We start from the raw sequence: 19,030 nt of genomic DNA on the forward strand, positions 1-19,030 counted from the left end.
ATTTGACTTTATCTAAGAGAGCATTTAGTTAATAATTCAAAGATAAATGATTTTTTTGATTTGTTAATAATTTTGATTTTTGGTACTCAATTCTTCGATTTGTAATTGCAATTTTCTTCAATTTTTCTCTTTCTTTTAATATCAATTCACCTCTACCAAAATAGACATCTGCTGGGGTTAAGTTGTTTAATGATTCATGGTAACGCTCATTATTGTAACGATAAACAAACTTTTCTAAAGCAGCTTCTAATTCTTCCGGAGCAAAGTAATTGTCGAGTTTTACTACGTTTTTCATAGTTCTGTGATAGCGTTCAATTTTTCCCTGTGTTTGCGGATGATTTGGTCTTCCGTGAATTTGATCCATTTGATAACTATCTTTTAAATAGGATTTTAATTCAGTTGCAATGTAACACGAACCATTGTCAGACAAGAGTTTAGGTTTTTGTTTGGTGATTAATTTTGCTTTTTTAATTGCGGTATCAACGGTTCTTTTTACGTCATCGGCTTTCATATTTGAGCAGAGTTCCCAGTGCACAATGTATCGGCTGTAATCGTCCAAAACCGTACTCAAGTAATACCAACCCCAACCAAGGATTTTAAAGTAGGTAAAATCGGTTTGCCACATTTGATGTACGAACCCTGTTTTATTGGTAAATTCATCACCAGCACTCAGGAAAATATGAGCTGGAGCTGTAATTAATCCTCTTGCTTTTAAAATTCGATAAACACTTGATTCTGATAAGAATATTTGCTGTTCATCTGTCATTTTAAAGGCTAATTCTCGGGATGATAAATCAGGATAATCCAACGCTAATTTTACAACCAAATTCTTCTGTTCTTGCGGAATGCTGTTCCATTGCCTGTTTGATGCTCTCTTGGTTGGAATCAATCCTTCAACTCCATTTTCACTATAAGCATGATACCAATTGTAGAAGGTACTTTTGTTGATTCCAATTTCCCGAAGAGTTCGATTAACACCAATTTCAGAACGAGTAACCATGTGAATGATTTCTTGTTTTTCGGATACTGTAAGTCTCATATATTTCTTGAACTTTTCAGTTAATCCAGCATGTCCAAGCTTTTTTTTACAATATCATAGCGTAAAACCAAATCGGCAATCATTACTTTTAAACGCTGATTCTCTTTCTTGAGTTCTGTTACTTCATCAATAGTTGCTTCTCTTGTTGTATCGCCTGATAAACGTTTTTTACCCGCTTCTAAAAACTCTTTGTTCCATTTATAAAACTGAGATTCATGAATGGAATATTTTCTACACAATTCTGCAACTGACATTTCTGCTCGCAAGGCTTCCATAACGATTTGGATTTTCTGTTCGGAACTAAAGATTCTTCGTGTGTTTCTACGAATCTCTTTAATGTAGTTTTCTGCAGTTTGTTTCTTTGGTGTTTTCATAATAATTCAAATTTAAGGATTTTGAAAACACTCTCTTAGTTTTTGTCTAAATCAGTACACTTTTTGCTGACGATTTACAATTTCGTGAATTTTTGTAAATAATAATATAAAAAACTAAAAACGAAATAAAGCAGCACTACAGAAATTAGAATAAGTCTCCACAAATACTACTTCAAAAAAAATATCTAAAAGTAGCACTTCGAGGCAATTTCAGACAATAAAGCTAAATTAAAAAATTTACATTTGTTGTAAAAGAATATTAAATGCAAATTTTTTTTTTTAATTCTATTTTAATAGTCAACTTAAAAGATGTATTTGTATAGTTCATTCTTATTTTTTTTAATAAATCCAGAAATAAAAAGCAGGAAGTATTAAATGCATGTCATTTTATTCGATTGTAGTCAATTAAAAACAAAATAGAACTAATATAGATAACACAGCAATCAAAATGAAAAAAATAAAAAAAATAGTAGTTACGGCTATTTTATTGGCAACAACAAGTTTCTACGCACAAGTAGGTATTGGTACAACAACACCTCACGCCTCGGCGCTATTAGATGTAACAAGTACTACCCTAGGTTTTTTACCACCACGTATGACACAAGCCCAAAGAGATGCCATAGCGAGCCCTGCTGCAGGACTTATTATTTGGTGTACTGATTGTGGATCTTCAGGAGAATTTCAAGGATACAATGGTTCTTTTTGGACAAATTTAGTAGGAGGAGTAGCTTCTGTTGTCCCAGGTACTATTACAAGTATTACTTGTGGCTCAGCAACTAACAATGGTACTCTAATAAGTGGCGTAGCAGCCAGTAGCGTAAGTAGTGTAATTTCTTATACAGCTGGTAACGGTGGACCGCATAACGGACAAACCGTATTTTCAACAGGGGTAACAGGTTTATCTGCAACTTTAGCTGCGGGTACATTTGCCAATGGTTCGGGTAATTTAACTTATAATATCACTGGAACGCCAGCAAGTGCTGGAACCGCAAGTTTTGCCATTAATATTGGAGGTCAAACTTGTACTATAACACGTACAGTAAATGCAGGTTTAATTTCTTCTATTAATTGTGCGGGTGCTACGGCTACCGGTACATTAGTTAGTGGCGTAGCTGCTAGTGGGGTAAGTAGTGTAATTTCTTATACAGATGGTAACGGTGGACCGCACAGCGGACAAACCGTAACTTCAACAGGGGTAACAGGTTTAACCGCTACTTTAACTGCGGGTACATTTGCCTCTGGTTTGGGGACTTTAACTTTTAATATTACTGGAACGCCAGCAAGTGCTGGAACTGCGAGTTTTGCCATTAATATTGGAAGTCAAACTTGTACTTTAACACGTACAGTAAATGCAGGTACAATTGCAAGCATAACCTGCGGTTCGGCTACTAATAATGGTACTTTGTATCAAGGGGTACTAGCAAGTGGTGTAACAAGTGTAATACCATACTCAGGAGGTAATGGAGGAACGTATACAGGACAAACGGTTACTTCTACGGGAATATCTGGTTTAACTGCAACTTTAGCTGCAGGAACATTTGCCTCTGGTTCGGGAACTTTAACTTATATTATTACTGGAACGCCAGCTAATGTTGGAACTGCAAGTTTTGCAATAAATATAGGTGGACAAACTTGTACACTAACAAGATTAGTAAATCATTCATACTGTATTGGTAAAACAATATCCGCAACACCTTGTAGTACTGTTGCTGGCGCTACAATTAATGATGATGGAGCTACCACAATTGGAGTAGAATACAATTGGACAGGAGCAACTATAAGTGGTATGGCTAATACAAGCACTACACGAGCAATTGTTGATATTGGTGGACAATGTTGGATGAGATACAATATGGATAACATACCAAGTACAGGAACATATTCTTATTATTCGGGTGGTCCATTTCCTAATGAAGGTAGATTGTATGCATGGAATGCAGCAATGAATGGAGGTAGCACAGAACGAGGTCAAGGAATATGTCCTTCTGATTGGCATATCCCAAGTGATTGTGAGTGGATGTATCTTGAAAATACTTTGGGAATGAGTTCGGCAGAGCAAACAGCTAATAGTGATAGAACTACTGGAACTGTTGGTTCTGATTTATCAACATTTACAAGTTCTGGAACAAATAGTTCTGGCTTTAGTGCTTTACTGGCTGGTAGCCAGTATAATATACGTGGAGCGGGTACTGCATTTTGGACTTCAACACAAGGAACTGTAGGTTTTTCTGCAATGAGAAATTTATCTAGTACAAGTACTGGAATTAGTAGAAATGCAACTTTTGCTGGCGGAACACATCATTCTATTCGCTGTCTTAAAAATTAAAATAACTTGAGTAATATAATTAAATGGTAACAGCGGTCTTTAAAAAACGTTTTATTAATGTTGAGCTACTACTGATTGTTATAAAAAGTCATCTTGCCGCTTAAATGGCAAATTGGATTAGTTTTCAAAATGGTCATAATATCATTTCTGACCATTGATAAAATAGGTCTTTGTCTCTTAAATAGCAGAAAAGAGATTTATGGTACCTACCCATGAAAAATGAAGAGAAATTATTAAAAATACAACTTTACTAAAGTTAAAACAAAGTTATTATAAGTTATTATAAAAAATGCCAATAATATGAAAAAAATAAAAAAAATAGTAGTTACGGCTATTCTATTGGCAACAACAAGTTTCTACGCACAAGTAGGTATTGGTACAACAACACCTCACGCCTCGGCGCTATTAGATGTAACAAGTACTACCCTAGGTTTTTTACCACCACGTATGACACAAGCCCAAAGAGATGCCATAGCGAGCCCTGCTGCAGGACTTATTATTTGGTGTACTGATTGTGGATCTTCAGGAGAATTTCAAGGATATAATGGTTCTTCTTGGACAAATTTAGTAGGAGGAGTAGCTTCTGTTGTCCCAGGTACTATTACAAGTATTACTTGTGGCTCAGCAACTAACAATGGTACTCTAATAAGTGGCGTAGCAGCCAGTAGCGTAAGTAGTGTAATTTCTTATACAGCTGGTAACGGTGGACCGCATAACGGACAAACCGTATTTTCAACAGGGGTAACAGGTTTAACAGCAACATTAAGTGCAGGTACTTTTGCTAGTGGTGCGGGTACTTTAACTTATACCATAACAGGTACACCAAGCGGAACAGGTACAGCAAGTTTTGCTGTTAACATAGGCGGACAAACTTGTACTTTAACAAGAACAGTTGCAGCAGGCGCAATTGCAAGTATAAATTGCTCGGGAACTAATAATGGTACTTTAGTAAATGGAGTTGCGGCAAGTGGAGTAAATAGTGTATTGTCTTACACAGGCGGTAATGCAGGTTCACACAGTGGGCAAACGGTTACCTCTACTGGGGTAACAGGTTTAACAGCTACTTTAAGTGCAGGTACTTTTGCCAATGGCTCAGGAACTTTAACTTATACCATTACAGGCACACCAACCAGTAGTGGTACAGCAAGTTTTGCAGTTAACATAGGCGGACAAACTTGTACGTTGGTGAGAACCGTGTATGTTAATTGTGGTGGGCCAGTAACCTTTACTTATAATGGTACAAGTGTTACGTACGGTGTAGTTGCATCTCCTAATGGTAAATGTTGGTTGGATCGTAACTTAGGTGCCTCGCAAGTAGCCACAAGCATCTACGATATACTTTCTTATGGTGATTTATTTCAATGGGGAAGAGGCGTTGATGGGCATCAAATAAGAACAAGCGCGGTAATAACTACATTAAGTACTACCGATTCACCAGGTCATGGTAACTTTATCATAAACGGTACTGATTGGAGAAGTCCAAAAAATGACAACTTATGGCAAGGTGTAAATGGTATTAATAATCCTTGTCCTTCTGGTTTTCGTTTACCAACCTATACCGAATTAGATAATGAACGACAATCCTGGAGTAGTAGCAATGTTGATGGCGCATTTGCATCACTGCTAAAATTGCCTGCAGCTGGCTTTCGTGATAGTGGTTATCAATCAATAGGGTCGTATTGGACTTCTTCAGTTAATGGACTCTTTGCTGGTTCTATGGATGTTAATTCAAGTAATTCCTATCTATACTATAATCATCGATTTGCTGGAAGCTCCGTCCGCTGCATCAAGAATTGACCCTTTGAAAAGCATAGCGCTTTGATAATTTGACACTTTATCCTACCATCCCGTTAGGTTGGTAGGATTTTATTACCTAGAAGCGGTCTTTAATTGGTCTCAAAAATAGTTAAAACTATGCACTTTAGTGCATTTTGTCTTCAGCTTGTAAAAATGCTATCTTTGACAGATGAACTATCAAAGAACAAATGGACATTCTGTATCACGCTTAAAAGTGCATATTGTATGGGTTACAAAATATAGGTATCCTGATTTAGAAGAAGTATTAAAAACAAATGATATTGAAATTATTGTAAAACAAAAGGCTTATGTATGCTTTAAATTCAAAAATGAGAAAACGCATCAAAAATTCTATTGTCATTCCACAAGCAAAAAAAACTCAATTAAAACTAATCATTTAAAAAAAATTGGAAGAGCGTATTGCTCAATTTGCAATTAGTAACACAACACCCATAGAGTCACTAATTTTTATAATTAATTTAAAAAAAAAATCAAATTGGAACTTATAACAATTTACCCGTTTATAAAGTTTCTTAATAATTTGTTATTACTACTTTTTAGATGCAGTAAAAGCATGAACAGAGATTAAGACAAAGCCTAGGGGAAACAATAAAAGAAGAGTTAGTAGCATTAATAACTAATATTTATAGTGCCAGTTGCAGGGATCCAAAAAAAATACTTTTAAGTAATGAAAGAGAACATTTAGAGGTAATAAGGTTGCTAATGCGTTTGCCAAATGATTAAAACAGTTTTCATTAAACGTCTTTATAAAAGCTAAATTACTTAAAAAGTATAAGTAAATAACTAGTTGCATTTGAAAAATAAAGTAAAGAATAGAATAATTAAAAGAATTCTTTGTCATCCTAAACTCGTTTCAAGAGCTTTACAAAAAAGTAATAAATTAAATTAAATAAAAAAAAAGGTGTAAAATTTTAGTAAATTAAAAACAATAATAATCAAATTTGATAAAGTGAGAGTTTTATGAGGTTTTTGATTTATAAAAGAGTTTCGTTATATTCAGCAGGTTACTTACAAGTAAAGGCAATATAAAAAATCATTTTGTAAGTTATGACATCAACTGCTTGTTTTTTTCTGACGGCTGAAGGCGACCGCAACAACAGTAATGGTACGTTGAATAACCGTGGCAACAACGGTAGCTATCAAAGTAGTACAAAAAATAGCACTAACTCAATAAATCTCAACTTCAACAGTAGTAATGCAAACGCGAACAATACCAATTGTTCAAACAGACTTTCTGAACGTTGCATCGCATCATTTAACACAAATATTGATTACTTATTTAACTGATAAAGCATGAACGAACCAAATTTATTACAAGTCCTTTTTATTGCTTATTACAAAGCACACAAAAACAAACGCAATACCATAAAACAATTGTAATTTGAAATTAATTTTAAATCCAATTTAATACAATTCTATGATGACATTATGAATAGAGTATAAATATTAGTCAAGCATTTGTTTCATAATAAACAGGCCTGTTAAACGAGAAATTTTTGCAGCGAGTTTTAGAGAAAAAGTGGTACATCATTTGCTTTATAATTAAATTAATCCATGCTTTTGAAAGTTATTTTATTAAAGATAGTTATAGTTTTAGAAAAGTTAAAAGCAGCTTGTATGATACTAATAGTTTAATACTGCTATTAAAGAATGTAGTACTATGTATAAAAAGGAATTATATGTGTTAAAACTAGACGTTCAAGGTTATTTTTTTGAGTATTAAAAAACTATTTTGAAAAAAAACTAACAGACACTATTTAAAAAACAACTACAATTATACCATAAATAAAAGAACTGTCAGTGTATATAACAACAACCATTCTTACTGATAACCCTATCAAAAATTGTATTATAAAAGGTAGTAAAAACGGTTGGAAAACTTTGACCAAGTCTAAAAGCTTGTTCAGCACACAGGCCAATTACGGTTTACCCATTAGCAAACTAACTTCGCAGCATTTTAGCAATATTAATTTGCAAGTTTTTGATGTTTTTATGACACAAAAAAATAGATTACAATATTATGGCAGATATGTAGACGATTTTTATTTAGTACACAAATACCACCAGTTATCATAAACCTTTGGTTAAAACAGTTAAAAACTTATTTTTACGCATTTTGAGTTAATACTGCATCCTAAAAAAGTGTTTTTGCATGTACAATAAAATATATAAAATGTGCTGTTAAAGAGAACCGTAGTAATCAACTCTTTATCATCGGTTACATTGAGTTTTTTAAGTATAAAAATAATTTTTAAATTATATAAAACAATTCCAACATGATGAAAAAATACATTTATTTCGGCCTATTATTTTTAATAAATAGTAATATAACAGCCCAAACCATAAACCTAGAATTTCCGTATTTAGCTGGAAACACTTACGATTTTACTATTTTTCAGGGAGAAAAACGGGTGGTGCTACAATCAGATACAATACCTAAAGGAGGCAAAGTAAATCTCTCTATTCCAAAAGAATACAAGGGGTATAATGGTATGGCAACTTGGTATATTACCAATAGCTCCTCAGGCGGAGGGCTTGATTTAATTATTAATAATGAAAAATTTTTTGTTAGTTGTTTAGAGTCAATACCTACCGAGCAAAACATTATTTACAAAAACACGCAAGAAAATCTACTTGATAAAGACAATTTTAAAACACAGCGAGCCTTGTTTGAAAAACACGATGCGATGCTTGCCACTATAAGAGCTTATGACGAAAACACAGAGCTATATAAACTAGCCAGCATTGAGTATGAAAACATAAAAAAACAATATGAGGATTACAACAAGTGCTTATCGACGTCTAAGACTTACGCAGCTAAGTTTAGGCAAATAGTAAACCTTACTATGGGTATTGGCAGCATTATAACTCTTGATGAGCAGGAAAAAGCCAACAACATTGATGATTTTATTACCAATAAATTAGATTTTGAATTGCTTTATACCTCTAATCATTGGAGTGGTGTTATAAATAATTGGGTACAAATACACACCATGATTATAAAGGATGATGTACAATTAGAAACCTATGCTAAAATGTATATCTTCAAACTAAATTGGACTTTATATAAGAGAGCATTTAGTTAATAATTCAAAGATAAATGATTTTTTTGATTTGTTAATAATTTTGATTTTTGGTACTCAATTCTTCGATTTGTAATTGCAATTTTCTTTAATTTTTCACGTTCTTTTAAAATCAAGTCACCTCTACCAAAATAGACATCTGCTGGGGTTAAGTTGTTTAATTATTTATGGTAACGTTCATTATTGTAACGATAAACAAACTTTTCTAAAGCAGCTTCTAATTCTTCTGGAGCAAAGTAATTGTCGAGTTTTACTACGTTTTTCATAGTTCTGTGATAGCGTTCAATTTTTCCCTGTGTTTGCGGATGATTTGGTCTTCCGTGAATTTGATCCATTTGATAACTATCTTTTAAATAGGATTTTAATTCAGTTGCAATGTAACACGAACCATTGTCAGACAAGAGTTTAGGTTTTTGTTTGGTGATTAATTTTGCTTTTTTAATTGCGGTATCAACGGTTCTTTTTACGTCATCGGCTTTCATATTTGAGCAGAGTTCCCAGTGCACAATGTATCGGCTGTAATCGTCCAAAACCGTACTCAAGTAATACCAACCCCAACCAAGGATTTTAAAGTAGGTAAAATCGGTTTGCCACATTTGATGTACGAACCCAGTTTTATTGGTAAATTCAGCACCAGCACTCAGGAAAATATGAGCTGGAGCTGTAATTAATCCTCTTGCTTTTAAAATTCGATAAACACTTGATTCTGATAAGAATATTTGTTGTTCATTGGTCTTTTTAAAGGCTAATTCTCGGGATGATAAATCAGGATAATCCAACGCTAATTTTACAACCAAATTCTTCTGTTCTTGCGGAATGCTGTTCCATTGCCTGTTTGATGCTCTCTTGGTTGGAATCAATCCTTCAACTCCATTTTCACTATAAGCATGATACCAATTGTAGAAGGTACTTTTGTTGATTCCAATTTCCCGAAGAGTTCGATTAACACCAATTTCAGAACGAGTAACCATGTGAATGATTTCTTGTTTTTCGGATACTGTAAGTCTCATATATTTCTTGAACTTTTCAGTTAATCCAGCATGTCCAAGCTTTTTTTTACAATATCATAGCGTAAAACCAAATCGGCAATCATTACTTTTAAACGCTGATTCTCTTTCTTGAGTTCTGTTACTTCATCACTAGTTGCTTCTCTTGTTGTATCGCCTGATAAACGTTTTTTACCCGCTTCTAAAAACTCTTTGTTCCATTTATAAAACTGAGATTCATGAATGGAATATTTTCTACACAATTCTGCAACTGACATTTCTGCTCGCAAGGCTTCCATAACGATTTGGATTTTCTGTTCGGAACTAAAGATTCTTCGTGTGTTTCTACGAATCTCTTTAATGTAGTTTTCTGCAGTTTGTTTCTTTGGTGTTTTCATAATAATTCAAATTTAAGGATTTTGAAAACACTCTCTTAGTTTTTGTCTAAATCAGTACACTTTTTGCTGACGATTTACATGCTAAAATTATTTTAAAAAGAATAAAAACAGATAAAGTATATACCAATTTTGTAAGCAATCTTACCAAAGAACTTACCAAAGTCGGTAAAGACAATGTGTTGGCAAAACTTATACCAACCATTGAAAACAGCAATCGTTTACTAAACTACAACGGTTTATTAAGCATGTATCAGAAAGATTTAGCAGGAAAAGCACCAGATTTAGTAATTACCAAACATATAGGTAAATTAGCAGATCATAATCATAAAACTTCGGTATTAAAAACAAAAGAATTAGCAACAAAAGGTTATAAACAAACCCTTTTGGTGTTTTATCAATCGGGTTGCAGTCCTTGCGAAGACTTGATGGTGGATTTATTACAAAGATATGAAAGTCTTAAAGTAAAAGGCATTCGCGTCATCACCCTATCTGCTGATGAAGACGAATTATTGTACAATAAAAGTTCCAAAGATTATCCGTGGAAAGACAAGTATTGTGATTTTGAAGGAAAACAAGGAGTGAATTTTAAAAACTATGCAATTATTGGCACACCTACTTTATTTTTATTGGACAGTAATGGCGTCATCCTAGAAAAAATGGTATCGCTTGAACAGGTAATGGAATGGAGTAAGACCAAATAGTAATTAAGACAAAAGTTTATGAGTTTAAAAATTTAGTGTAAGTTGAAAATCATAAATTTTCAAGTTTAAAATTTTAGTTTGATACTAAAATCTTAAAGTTATCGAACGTGGAATTGCACAAGCAAATCAACATAAAATATTTAAAATTTTTCAATCATTCTCCGATTTAGAAAGTTCTACTGGAATCGATTTATCAATCGTTAAAAGAATTGTAGACAATTATAAAGGGTCAATTTCAGTTGAAAGTGAATTACACATTGGAACCACTTTCATTATTAACATCCATAAAACAAATGGCAGTCTTTAAAGTAATTATAAGAGTTATAATTATTTAATCAATACCACTTAACATCACAACAGCCAATCAAAAAAATATTTTTATTGAGTAATCTTATGTATCTCAATTTAAAATTCATTTATACACCAATTGATTTCAGCAGAAAAAAAATCTTTGATTAAGTGATATCATTTAAAATAAAACTTTGTAGTACTATATGTCTGAACTGGAATTGTAAACCATACAATATAATAAATATGTATTCGAATTATTAATATGTCCAAAATTGTAGTAGTAATCATAATGTTAATTTCCAAACCAATTTACAATAATCATAAAAATGCTTCCTAATTAATATCTATATCTAACACATTACAATATTTATTGACACGGTTCCTATTAAAAAAAAAAATAATTTTACGCAATATTTTTAAAATGAATAGAACAATATCCCAATTTTTACTTATATTTTTTTTCTGGAATGCTACTGCCAATAATGGAATAATAATTCAAGGTTCCTTTAAAAATATTTTAGATAATTCAACGGTTATGCTATGCCAATACAATTATGAAAATAGTATAATTGCACAAGCAAGTGTACAATCAAGTCAATGTACGTTAGCAAATCTACCAGCATTGCAAGACGGAGTCTATCAGCTTGTAGTAAATAGACCGATCTTAGAAAACAACCAAAACAATTACTTTTTTAATTTAATTATTGAAAAATCCGAAAGTATTATTGAATTCTTTTTCGATCCAGAAAACAACTACGTTCCAACATTTACAAATTCTAATAGCAACCGAAATTGGTCTGAGTTTTTAAAACTACAAAACTTTCGAATAGCAGTAGTCAATGAGATTAAATTAACCAACGATTCAAATTATAAGGGTGGGAATTTTCCAAAATTCTCAAAAGATATTCTAAAAAACGAAATCCAAGAACTAAAGAATATAAAAACCAATTTTATCATCAAAAATTTTAATAAATGGTCAACTTATATGGTTCAATACGACCTTACATACTTGAGATTTGATGAAAAGGATAAATCAACGTTTTGGTCTAAATTCGACACGAGCAATACCGATTTGATAAATACACCAATATATCAAGAATTAATAAGATATTATTTAATGACTTTTTGCGGCACTTGTGACGAAGAACAATACAAGTCAATCTTTCAAGAGATTATTGATGTTTTTAGCAATAATGATAATACAAAAGATTGGGTATTACGTTATGTTGTTTCTGGTTTACAAAAAATCGATAATAAATCGATAATAGATTTTCTGGCAGTAAAATATAATTTTAGAATATAAGAAAATAGTTTATGTTTTATTTTCTTATTCAATTATTGCTTGAGATTTTATCAAGACAATGGATAAAATAAATAGCTAAGTCAATGTTTTGGAATTCATTAAGGAAACGTAAATACCAACCAATAAATTATTTTTATTTTATTTTATATAGTTTTATCAGGCAAACGATTTCATGAAACACGTAGTAGGTTATTGTTTATGAAATATAGATTTGGGAATATTTAAGGTTTGCCTGATTTTCTTTAATTGTAAAATAATCTAAGTTTTGGTGAAATCGAAATCAGACAAGCAAATAATAAAAAATAGTAAAGAAAATTTAAGCATCAAATTAACAAAATAAATTCTATCAGGTAAACAATGAATTTTTTGCAGCAATAATAGCAGGAACATTTGCAAATTTTTTAAGAATCCCGCCGTTTGCCAGATTACAAAAAAAAATGAGAATATGAATAGTAACATTTTATTATGTTTTGAAAATGAAATTTATGCAGCAGGACTAACCTCTATAATCAAAAGCGAAATATTAGGAGCTAATATAAAAAATGTTGAAAAATATAATTTAATTGATAATCCTCGCCTAGAATATTTTGATATTATAATAATACAAATTGAAAAAAATAAAAAAAGTGACTTGAATTTACTTACTAAATTAAAACTTCAAAAGAGAAAAGCTTCTATAATCGTTTTTACCAGCAGTGTATTAAATGATGCATTTTTAAAATTAATAAATTACGACGATTTCAGCTTAATAGTAAACACTTCAAGTAGTGACCAGATAATAGCAATAGTAACATCCAAAATAATAAGTAATAATAAAAAAATATATCGTTCAACAAGTTTAAATAACTTACTTTCTGCCAGAGAATATCAGATTGGATTAATGTTAATAAAAGGAGATAAAATTTCAATTATTTCAAAAAAAACAAATTTAACTATTTCAACAATAAGTACTTTTAAAAAAAGAATAATTGAAAAAACTAAAGTTAATAATCTTTTCGAATTAGCAGCATGTTACAATAAAAATTATGAAGAATTACAAAAATCTTAATGCCTTATTATATAATTAGTATTCAATAATAAAGACATTGACTCATATATTATGTATGAAAGCGATAAATATATAATTAAAAATGAAATATTATTTTTTAAGTAAAGTTGCATAACTTTTTGGACTAGTGTATTTAATTAAAATAAATTATTAGATATGAAAAAAAGTGTATATATAATTGGAAATTATCCACCATTTATCGACTCCGACACGCAATTAAATTATTATAAGGTGCAGATGATGTTCACAGAATTGGGTTATAATGCCATCAATCCATTAGAACGGCTTTGCAGTAAAGAATATACTAAATCGGATGCAAAAAGAAAAAACCTGAAAGATTTAATGATTGCAGATGCAGTTTACATAATGCCAGATGTAGAACTAAGTAAAAATAACTTGGAAATTAAGTTGGCAATAGATTTAAATATACACACAATCATTAGCTTTTTTGATAGTAGTTCAACTTTTCCCAAGAAACAAAAAAGAAAAAGAATTGATCATAAAAGTTCCTAACGATTTCATCTAAAGCACAAATTATTAAAAAAATTGAAAATATAGCATAAACGCTAATCTTAATTTTTAAATCGAAAAACGACAACTATAAAGTTATAAGAAATCTATATAAATTTAAAATCGATGATACAAGAAAAAAAAATGAAGGTAGAGATAAACGATGCTATTAATTCTTTTATATATATACTTAAATTTTATAAGGAAAAAGCCATAACCCAACCTTTAGATTCCCTAGTAAAAAATTTTGACTTTGACAATCCATTTGAAGCGATAGAAAAAATAGCAATGACGTATAATATATTGTCAGTAAATTGCAATAATACTAATATTCAAGAGTTAAAAAATTGTAAATATCCATCGATCATAAACATAAGTAGTGATCCAAATAAAAAACATTATGTTGCTTGTTATGGATATAATTCAGAAAATGGTTTTTTATTAATAGATGTTTTAGATACTCCATACTACGTAAAGGAATTGGTCATGCAAACCTTATGGCAGGATCAAGTATGCTGGGCATTCATATATTAAAATAATAATCTATCTAATGTTTAAAAAGCAAAAAAAAAAATGTACTATCGATATTGCAGAAATGAATCGATTCTACATAATGGTTATAAAAATGAAGACGAGAAGACCAGACTTTAATGTCCATAGATTAATGTCAAAATTATATAATGAAAACTATAAAAATCATTTAGATAAAGAACTTAGTTGAACTAGTCAGTCACTTTTGAACAACTTCTTGTAAACTTTTAAAAATTGAGTTAACTTCGAAAAAAGTAAAACATATTGTAGTAATAATTAGGTGTTTTTAAAAACATGATAATATTTTACAGTGAGATTGGACAATCTAAATTAAACATTAAGAAAATGTTTGGTTTAATTTTAACAATAATTCTACAACCAACTAAACTTTCACAACTACCTCATTATTTACAAATTAAAAACTGAATCCGTTCAAAACAGACGAAAGTTTTAATTTAAAATTTTAAAAAAATAATTATTTACTTTATTATTACTATTTTTACTAAATGAAAGTAGCAAACTTTTAGTTGAAGTAAAGTAATATTAAAGCAAAATTCATATTACAGAGAACCAAATAAAAAGTTTCAACGTAAATATGGTGAAATTGAAATTAAACCTGCTTTCCAAAGTGAAAACAAGATAAATGTTTTCTAATATGAATAATAACCAAGAATACTTACAACCAACATTTTCTGAAATCTTCAATTATTTCATTGAAAATAATTTTGATATCACTATTGCACAAGCATTCTACAACCACTATTCTTCCAAAAAATGGAAAAACAATAAAAATGAACCGATTCAAGAGTGGAAGAACGAAATCAACAAATGGGTGAAAAAATAAATTAATAATTGAACTCAAAAAGTAACCCCATTTTGCTCCTATTCAATCAGTTATTTACTGTATTTCTATAATATTAGGATTTTAGATACATAACCACAAATGCAATATATTTAGGTACTAAGCAAACAAATTTATTTTAATCAATTATGATAAATGAATCACTATAAGTAATAAAATTACTAACATCATTATCATAATGTAATTCCCTATAAATTTAAATGTTGACAATATTGCTTGTTAATTCTTCCCGATTCGCAGCACATAAAATCTAAAACTAACACCTATAAACACTAATTGACATCAAATTAAAGGACAAATTGATATTTTTGCTCTAATGTTTAATTTTTTGTAATTAGATTTTGTTTAGTAGCTTGATTACATTAAAGTAAAAGCAAATCAAGCAAACAACCATAGCCTAAAATGGTGTAAAAGTAGGGAATTTACAGTTTGCTTGATTTTTTTCTGATAGTATTAGCACTATAAATTGTCTGAATTCAAATAAAGTGTTTAAATCATAAATATGGATTTCTCCAAAAAAAATAAGGTAATCGCAAATGCAATAGTCTTACTATTATTGCATATAATCATCTTGTATAAATTTAAAATGGAAAATTCATTTTTGGTAGTAATTGCTTTGATTTTATTTGTAATGATTAGTACATTCTTTAAAACAAAATAGAAAATAATCCTCAATTTCGCAGTATGCAGCCTCAATTAAAGGATAAATTGATGACCATCATAAATAAATAAAATAGCGCTAAATCTTTTTTTTTGATAACAAGTGCAACTGCTAAACCAAAACAACCTTCAAAACACTAGCCAATCGAATCCCAGACTTTTGAATTTGTTCCTGAATAATTATAGCATTACTATCAACATAAGAGTCCGTTAGTTTAGCACCATTAGTTTTGTAAATAACTGGTAAAAAGCTTCTAGACTGATTAGCCCATGCCACAACATCAATGGTTCCAATTTGCGCTAACTCCTCTTTCAAATACACTTTGGCTTTCAAACATTGCGACAGCGTCAAATTCTTATATTCTATAATTCCAGAATCATAAAACGAATGCAAATTCGTACCTCTACCATAAAAGTTAACCTGATAGTCGTTTCCTCCTTTATCGTCGCCATAACCAACGTGCAACGGCTGATGCAAATCACCAATCAAATGAAATAAAATACAAAGTTTCATTTTGACTTCTTGCTTTGAAAGTGATTTATAGTTTTTAAGTTCTTCAATAGTTTTAGTCAATAAACCTATAATGTTTTCTCCTCCATCAGCTCCTATCTTCTGTCCTCTTTCAGCATTGATATAATGCTGCTTCTTAAGATAATCATACGATTTATCACTTTTAATATCATCCATCCAGTTCGCCGCATCTTCAATAGTCATCCCATCAAGATATTCCAGCAATACTTTTCTGGTAGTGGGATCCATATAATTAAAGGCGACCTCAGCAACAAAAGCATGTCCTTTTTTACCCCAAGCAAATGAAGTAGTAGGAAGCGATAAAAAAAGCAAAACAAAAGCAGAGAAAAGATAGAGTTTAAAACTGAATAATGTCAAATAAAATACTATTGAAATGAAGAATAAAAACTAAAAGAAGTAGTAGATAACTTTTTTCTAAAAACAAAATTTTAAATTAATTGTTTATTCTTTTTTGTAAATAGTTAGTCATACCTTTTGCAAAGTATTCTATTAATAAATCATCATTTTTATTTTGTTCACAATGAACAATAGTAGTAATATATTCAATTTGTTCTTCTTGTGTTATAATTTCTGGAAAAATGGGAGGACAATTATTATGCATCAAAACTGCACCAATAATAATTCTACATACTCTACCATTACCATCAGCAAAAGGGTGAATGTCATTCAAAAACTTATTATGAAAATAGGCAATTCTAGTTAATAAATGTTTTTCAAGTACTTCATTATCTACATCATTTAATCTTCCGTTGAACATATCAACATAAGTGGCCATGATTATTTCCAAATTATAATGTGGTGCATATTCTTTATTTTCAAAAAATGGTTCTCTAGAGCCTACAGTTGGTATATTTCTATAGTTCCCAACAAGTTCTGGCTTGAACTCAGTTTCCCATGCCAATGGGTTTTCCATCAAACATCGATGAATATCCTTTACAGTGTCTTCAGTTAAGATAAAATCATTCAAATTATCCAACACATTTTTTAATACAGCTTGATGGTCTGATACTCCAAGTAATGAATTAAAACTAACACCTCTAATGGTTTCATTATTCAGAAAACGAATAGTATCACCATATTCAAGTTTATTATCTTCAACTCTAGCTGAAAAAAAAGAATAGTCATTAATCAATGATGTTCTAAAATCATCAGACCATTTTTCTCTAGGATATTTTTCTTGAAATTTTAGTAGGGCATCATTAAATGCTAATAAATAATCTGGAAGCATTAAGGTTATCCATTATATTTATTAAACATAAAATGAATCCACATTTTGATGTCGTGAGGGTAAGCAAATAATGAGTTATCTTTTTTTAATAAAGTTTTACCAAAAAAGTATAATTTAAAATCATCTTTGAAGACAACAGGGATGTTGTCAACACTTACAAGGTCTCTTGTAGTTGATAAATTTTTTAATGATAATATGTCTTGTCTTGTCAATAACATGCTGCAAATGTATTAAATACTTTCAATTTTTCAACATTTATATATAAATATTAACATTTTTTAGTTTTAAGTATCTAATGTTTAAGGTATTCTGTTCAAATATAGAAACTTTATTTAAACTACCAAATATCAATATATTAAAAAAAATAGGAACGCTATCGCTGACGTGTTTTCACCCACCCAATCCAACGCTCTGCTAACGCTCACAGGGTTTTGGCTTTCCCAACGCATAAACAGCACTTTGTTTGCTTAATTAATTTAATTCAAAATAAACAATAGCTAATCTGTGTGAAATATTGCTACTACAGTGCATATTTTCTATTGAAACAAAAAAAAGATGCCTCCTAGCATCGATCACTTTCTCCTCCCATTTCTATAATCTCTCATCCATTCATAAAACTTACCTCTTAAGTAAAGCCCTATAAACCACAAAGCAACAAACACAACTATTTCATACCATTCCATCCTTCAAAGATAAAACGGCTATCATATACTAATAATACACTAAATTCAATTACTCCCAAATTGACAGGTGTTACTCCCAAATTGACATGTTATTAAAATAAAATAGATGCTGGAGCATCTTTTTTATTCGGAAAATATTTATAATCTAACAAATGGATTTATTCATTATCTACTTTATATTTTTGAATATCAAATTCAAAATCCAACAAGACTTTTGGGTGTACATTAAGTGCTAATGCAAATTTAGCTAATGTTTTTACAGTTAAATTTCTTTTTCCTTGTTCATATTTACTGATTTCGCCCGAATCAATACCAGTCAGAAATTCTATGTCATGTTGAGTTTGTTTATTTTTGATTCTTAACTCAGCTAATTTAACACCTATTTCCTTTTGTAAGTCTTCACTAATGTCCATAATTACAATATTTACTAGCAATTTGCGCTATTTAGGTAAAAATATTATTGGTATATATCCCACTATTGAAATTTTTTAGTATATTTGTTCTTCAATTACATCATTAGATGTAATTTTGCGATTCTTCAAATGCAATATTGAAGCATTCGCTTTGAATCTCGTTATCAAAAACTGGTAATTTTAGCACGCGAGATGATAAGTACGATGCTCACGTCCATTGGCGTGGGCTCACTTATTCGTGTGC

General features: G+C 30.5%; 13 protein-coding genes and 3 pseudogenes. 11 read left to right on the forward strand and 5 right to left on the reverse strand.

The features are described 5' to 3' along the window. Positions 1-28: 28 nt before the first annotated feature. A pseudogene (locus tag ACZ098_RS12060) lies at positions 29-1,413 on the reverse strand (IS3 family transposase). A gap of 448 nt (positions 1,414-1,861) precedes the next feature. Between ACZ098_RS12060 and ACZ098_RS12065 the strand changes: the two are divergent. The 4 genes and pseudogenes from ACZ098_RS12065 to ACZ098_RS12080 all read left to right on the forward strand — a co-directional run bounded on the left by ACZ098_RS12065 (position 1,862) and on the right by ACZ098_RS12080 (position 8,643). Beyond that, positions 1,862-3,739 carry a fibrobacter succinogenes major paralogous domain-containing protein gene (locus tag ACZ098_RS12065; RefSeq protein WP_487312001.1) on the forward strand — a complete coding sequence of 626 codons (1,878 nt, stop codon included), beginning with the start codon at positions 1,862-1,864 and terminating at the stop codon, positions 3,737-3,739. Positions 3,740-4,039: 300 nt separating this feature from the next. Continuing rightward, a complete protein-coding gene (locus ACZ098_RS12070) occupies positions 4,040-5,536 on the forward strand; it encodes a hypothetical protein (RefSeq protein ID WP_487312002.1) in 1,497 nt (498 codons plus the stop codon). 169 nt (positions 5,537-5,705) lie between these two features. After that, positions 5,706-5,795 (forward strand): annotated as a pseudogene (locus ACZ098_RS12075) (IS200/IS605 family transposase); the annotation flags it as partial. A 2,038-nt stretch (positions 5,796-7,833) separates the two neighbouring features. Further along, complete coding sequence (locus tag ACZ098_RS12080; protein WP_487312003.1) at positions 7,834-8,643, forward strand: hypothetical protein; 810 nt, start codon at positions 7,834-7,836, stop codon at positions 8,641-8,643. Here ACZ098_RS12080 and ACZ098_RS12085 read toward each other — a convergent pair. Further along, positions 8,640-10,024: pseudogene (locus ACZ098_RS12085) on the reverse strand (IS3 family transposase). The gene ACZ098_RS12080 and the pseudogene ACZ098_RS12085 sit on opposite strands and share 4 nt — an antisense overlap. Before the next feature lie 179 nt (positions 10,025-10,203). On the opposite strand from ACZ098_RS12085, the gene ACZ098_RS12090 reads away from it, so the two are divergent. The 7 genes from ACZ098_RS12090 to ACZ098_RS12120 all read left to right on the forward strand — a co-directional run bounded on the left by ACZ098_RS12090 (position 10,204) and on the right by ACZ098_RS12120 (position 15,252). After that, positions 10,204-10,725, forward strand: a complete 522-nt coding sequence (locus ACZ098_RS12090) for a peroxiredoxin family protein (protein WP_487312004.1) — start codon at positions 10,204-10,206, stop codon at positions 10,723-10,725. 112 nt (positions 10,726-10,837) lie between these two features. Continuing rightward, a complete protein-coding gene (locus ACZ098_RS12095) occupies positions 10,838-11,032 on the forward strand; it encodes an ATP-binding protein (protein ID WP_487312102.1) in 195 nt (64 codons plus the stop codon). A 405-nt stretch (positions 11,033-11,437) separates the two neighbouring features. After that, the gene (locus ACZ098_RS12100) at positions 11,438-12,319 is read left to right on the forward strand and encodes a hypothetical protein (protein ID WP_487312005.1); all 882 of its coding nucleotides are present in this window, start codon (positions 11,438-11,440) and stop codon (positions 12,317-12,319) included. Positions 12,320-12,764: 445 nt separating this feature from the next. Next, positions 12,765-13,367, forward strand: a complete 603-nt coding sequence (locus ACZ098_RS12105) for a LuxR C-terminal-related transcriptional regulator (RefSeq protein WP_487312006.1) — start codon at positions 12,765-12,767, stop codon at positions 13,365-13,367. Between the two features lie 156 nt (positions 13,368-13,523). Continuing rightward, positions 13,524-13,880, forward strand: a complete 357-nt coding sequence (locus ACZ098_RS12110) for a hypothetical protein (RefSeq protein WP_487312007.1) — start codon at positions 13,524-13,526, stop codon at positions 13,878-13,880. 123 nt (positions 13,881-14,003) lie between these two features. Continuing rightward, entirely contained in the window at positions 14,004-14,411 is a 408-nt protein-coding gene (locus ACZ098_RS12115; protein ID WP_487312008.1) for a hypothetical protein, read from the forward strand. 652 nt (positions 14,412-15,063) lie between these two features. Continuing rightward, complete coding sequence (locus ACZ098_RS12120) at positions 15,064-15,252, forward strand: hypothetical protein (protein WP_487312009.1); 189 nt, start codon at positions 15,064-15,066, stop codon at positions 15,250-15,252. A gap of 790 nt (positions 15,253-16,042) precedes the next feature. On the opposite strand, the gene ACZ098_RS12125 is transcribed toward ACZ098_RS12120, so the two are convergent. From ACZ098_RS12125 to ACZ098_RS12135, 3 genes are all read right to left on the reverse strand, one after another. Further along, positions 16,043-16,819, reverse strand: coding sequence for a S1/P1 nuclease (locus tag ACZ098_RS12125; RefSeq protein WP_487312010.1), 777 nt, complete (start codon positions 16,817-16,819; stop codon positions 16,043-16,045). A 76-nt stretch (positions 16,820-16,895) separates the two neighbouring features. Continuing rightward, positions 16,896-17,690, reverse strand: a complete 795-nt coding sequence (locus ACZ098_RS12130; protein ID WP_487312011.1) for a Fic family protein — start codon at positions 17,688-17,690, stop codon at positions 16,896-16,898. An 841-nt stretch (positions 17,691-18,531) separates the two neighbouring features. Continuing rightward, positions 18,532-18,786, reverse strand: coding sequence for a helix-turn-helix domain-containing protein (locus tag ACZ098_RS12135; RefSeq protein ID WP_487312012.1), 255 nt, complete (start codon positions 18,784-18,786; stop codon positions 18,532-18,534). Positions 18,787-19,030: the final 244 nt, after the last annotated feature.

It is taken from the genome of Flavobacterium sp. SP2 (assembly GCF_057626655.1).

Excerpts from the sequence above, each read along its gene's own strand:
- ACZ098_RS12110 (WP_487312007.1), top strand. The coding sequence starts at position 13,524 with ATGAAAAAAAGTGTATATATAATTGGAAATTATCCACCATTTATCGAC.
- ACZ098_RS12130 (WP_487312011.1), bottom strand. The coding sequence starts at position 17,690 with ATGCTTCCAGATTATTTATTAGCATTTAATGATGCCCTACTAAAATTT.
- ACZ098_RS12100 (WP_487312005.1), top strand. The coding sequence starts at position 11,438 with ATGAATAGAACAATATCCCAATTTTTACTTATATTTTTTTTCTGGAAT.
- ACZ098_RS12065 (WP_487312001.1), top strand. The coding sequence starts at position 1,862 with ATGAAAAAAATAAAAAAAATAGTAGTTACGGCTATTTTATTGGCAACA.
- ACZ098_RS12115 (WP_487312008.1), top strand. The coding sequence starts at position 14,004 with ATGATACAAGAAAAAAAAATGAAGGTAGAGATAAACGATGCTATTAAT.
- ACZ098_RS12080 (WP_487312003.1), top strand. The coding sequence starts at position 7,834 with ATGATGAAAAAATACATTTATTTCGGCCTATTATTTTTAATAAATAGT.
- ACZ098_RS12105 (WP_487312006.1), top strand. The coding sequence starts at position 12,765 with ATGAATAGTAACATTTTATTATGTTTTGAAAATGAAATTTATGCAGCA.
- ACZ098_RS12120 (WP_487312009.1), top strand. The coding sequence starts at position 15,064 with ATGAATAATAACCAAGAATACTTACAACCAACATTTTCTGAAATCTTC.
- ACZ098_RS12135 (WP_487312012.1), bottom strand. The coding sequence starts at position 18,786 with ATGGACATTAGTGAAGACTTACAAAAGGAAATAGGTGTTAAATTAGCT.
- ACZ098_RS12070 (WP_487312002.1), top strand. The coding sequence starts at position 4,040 with ATGAAAAAAATAAAAAAAATAGTAGTTACGGCTATTCTATTGGCAACA.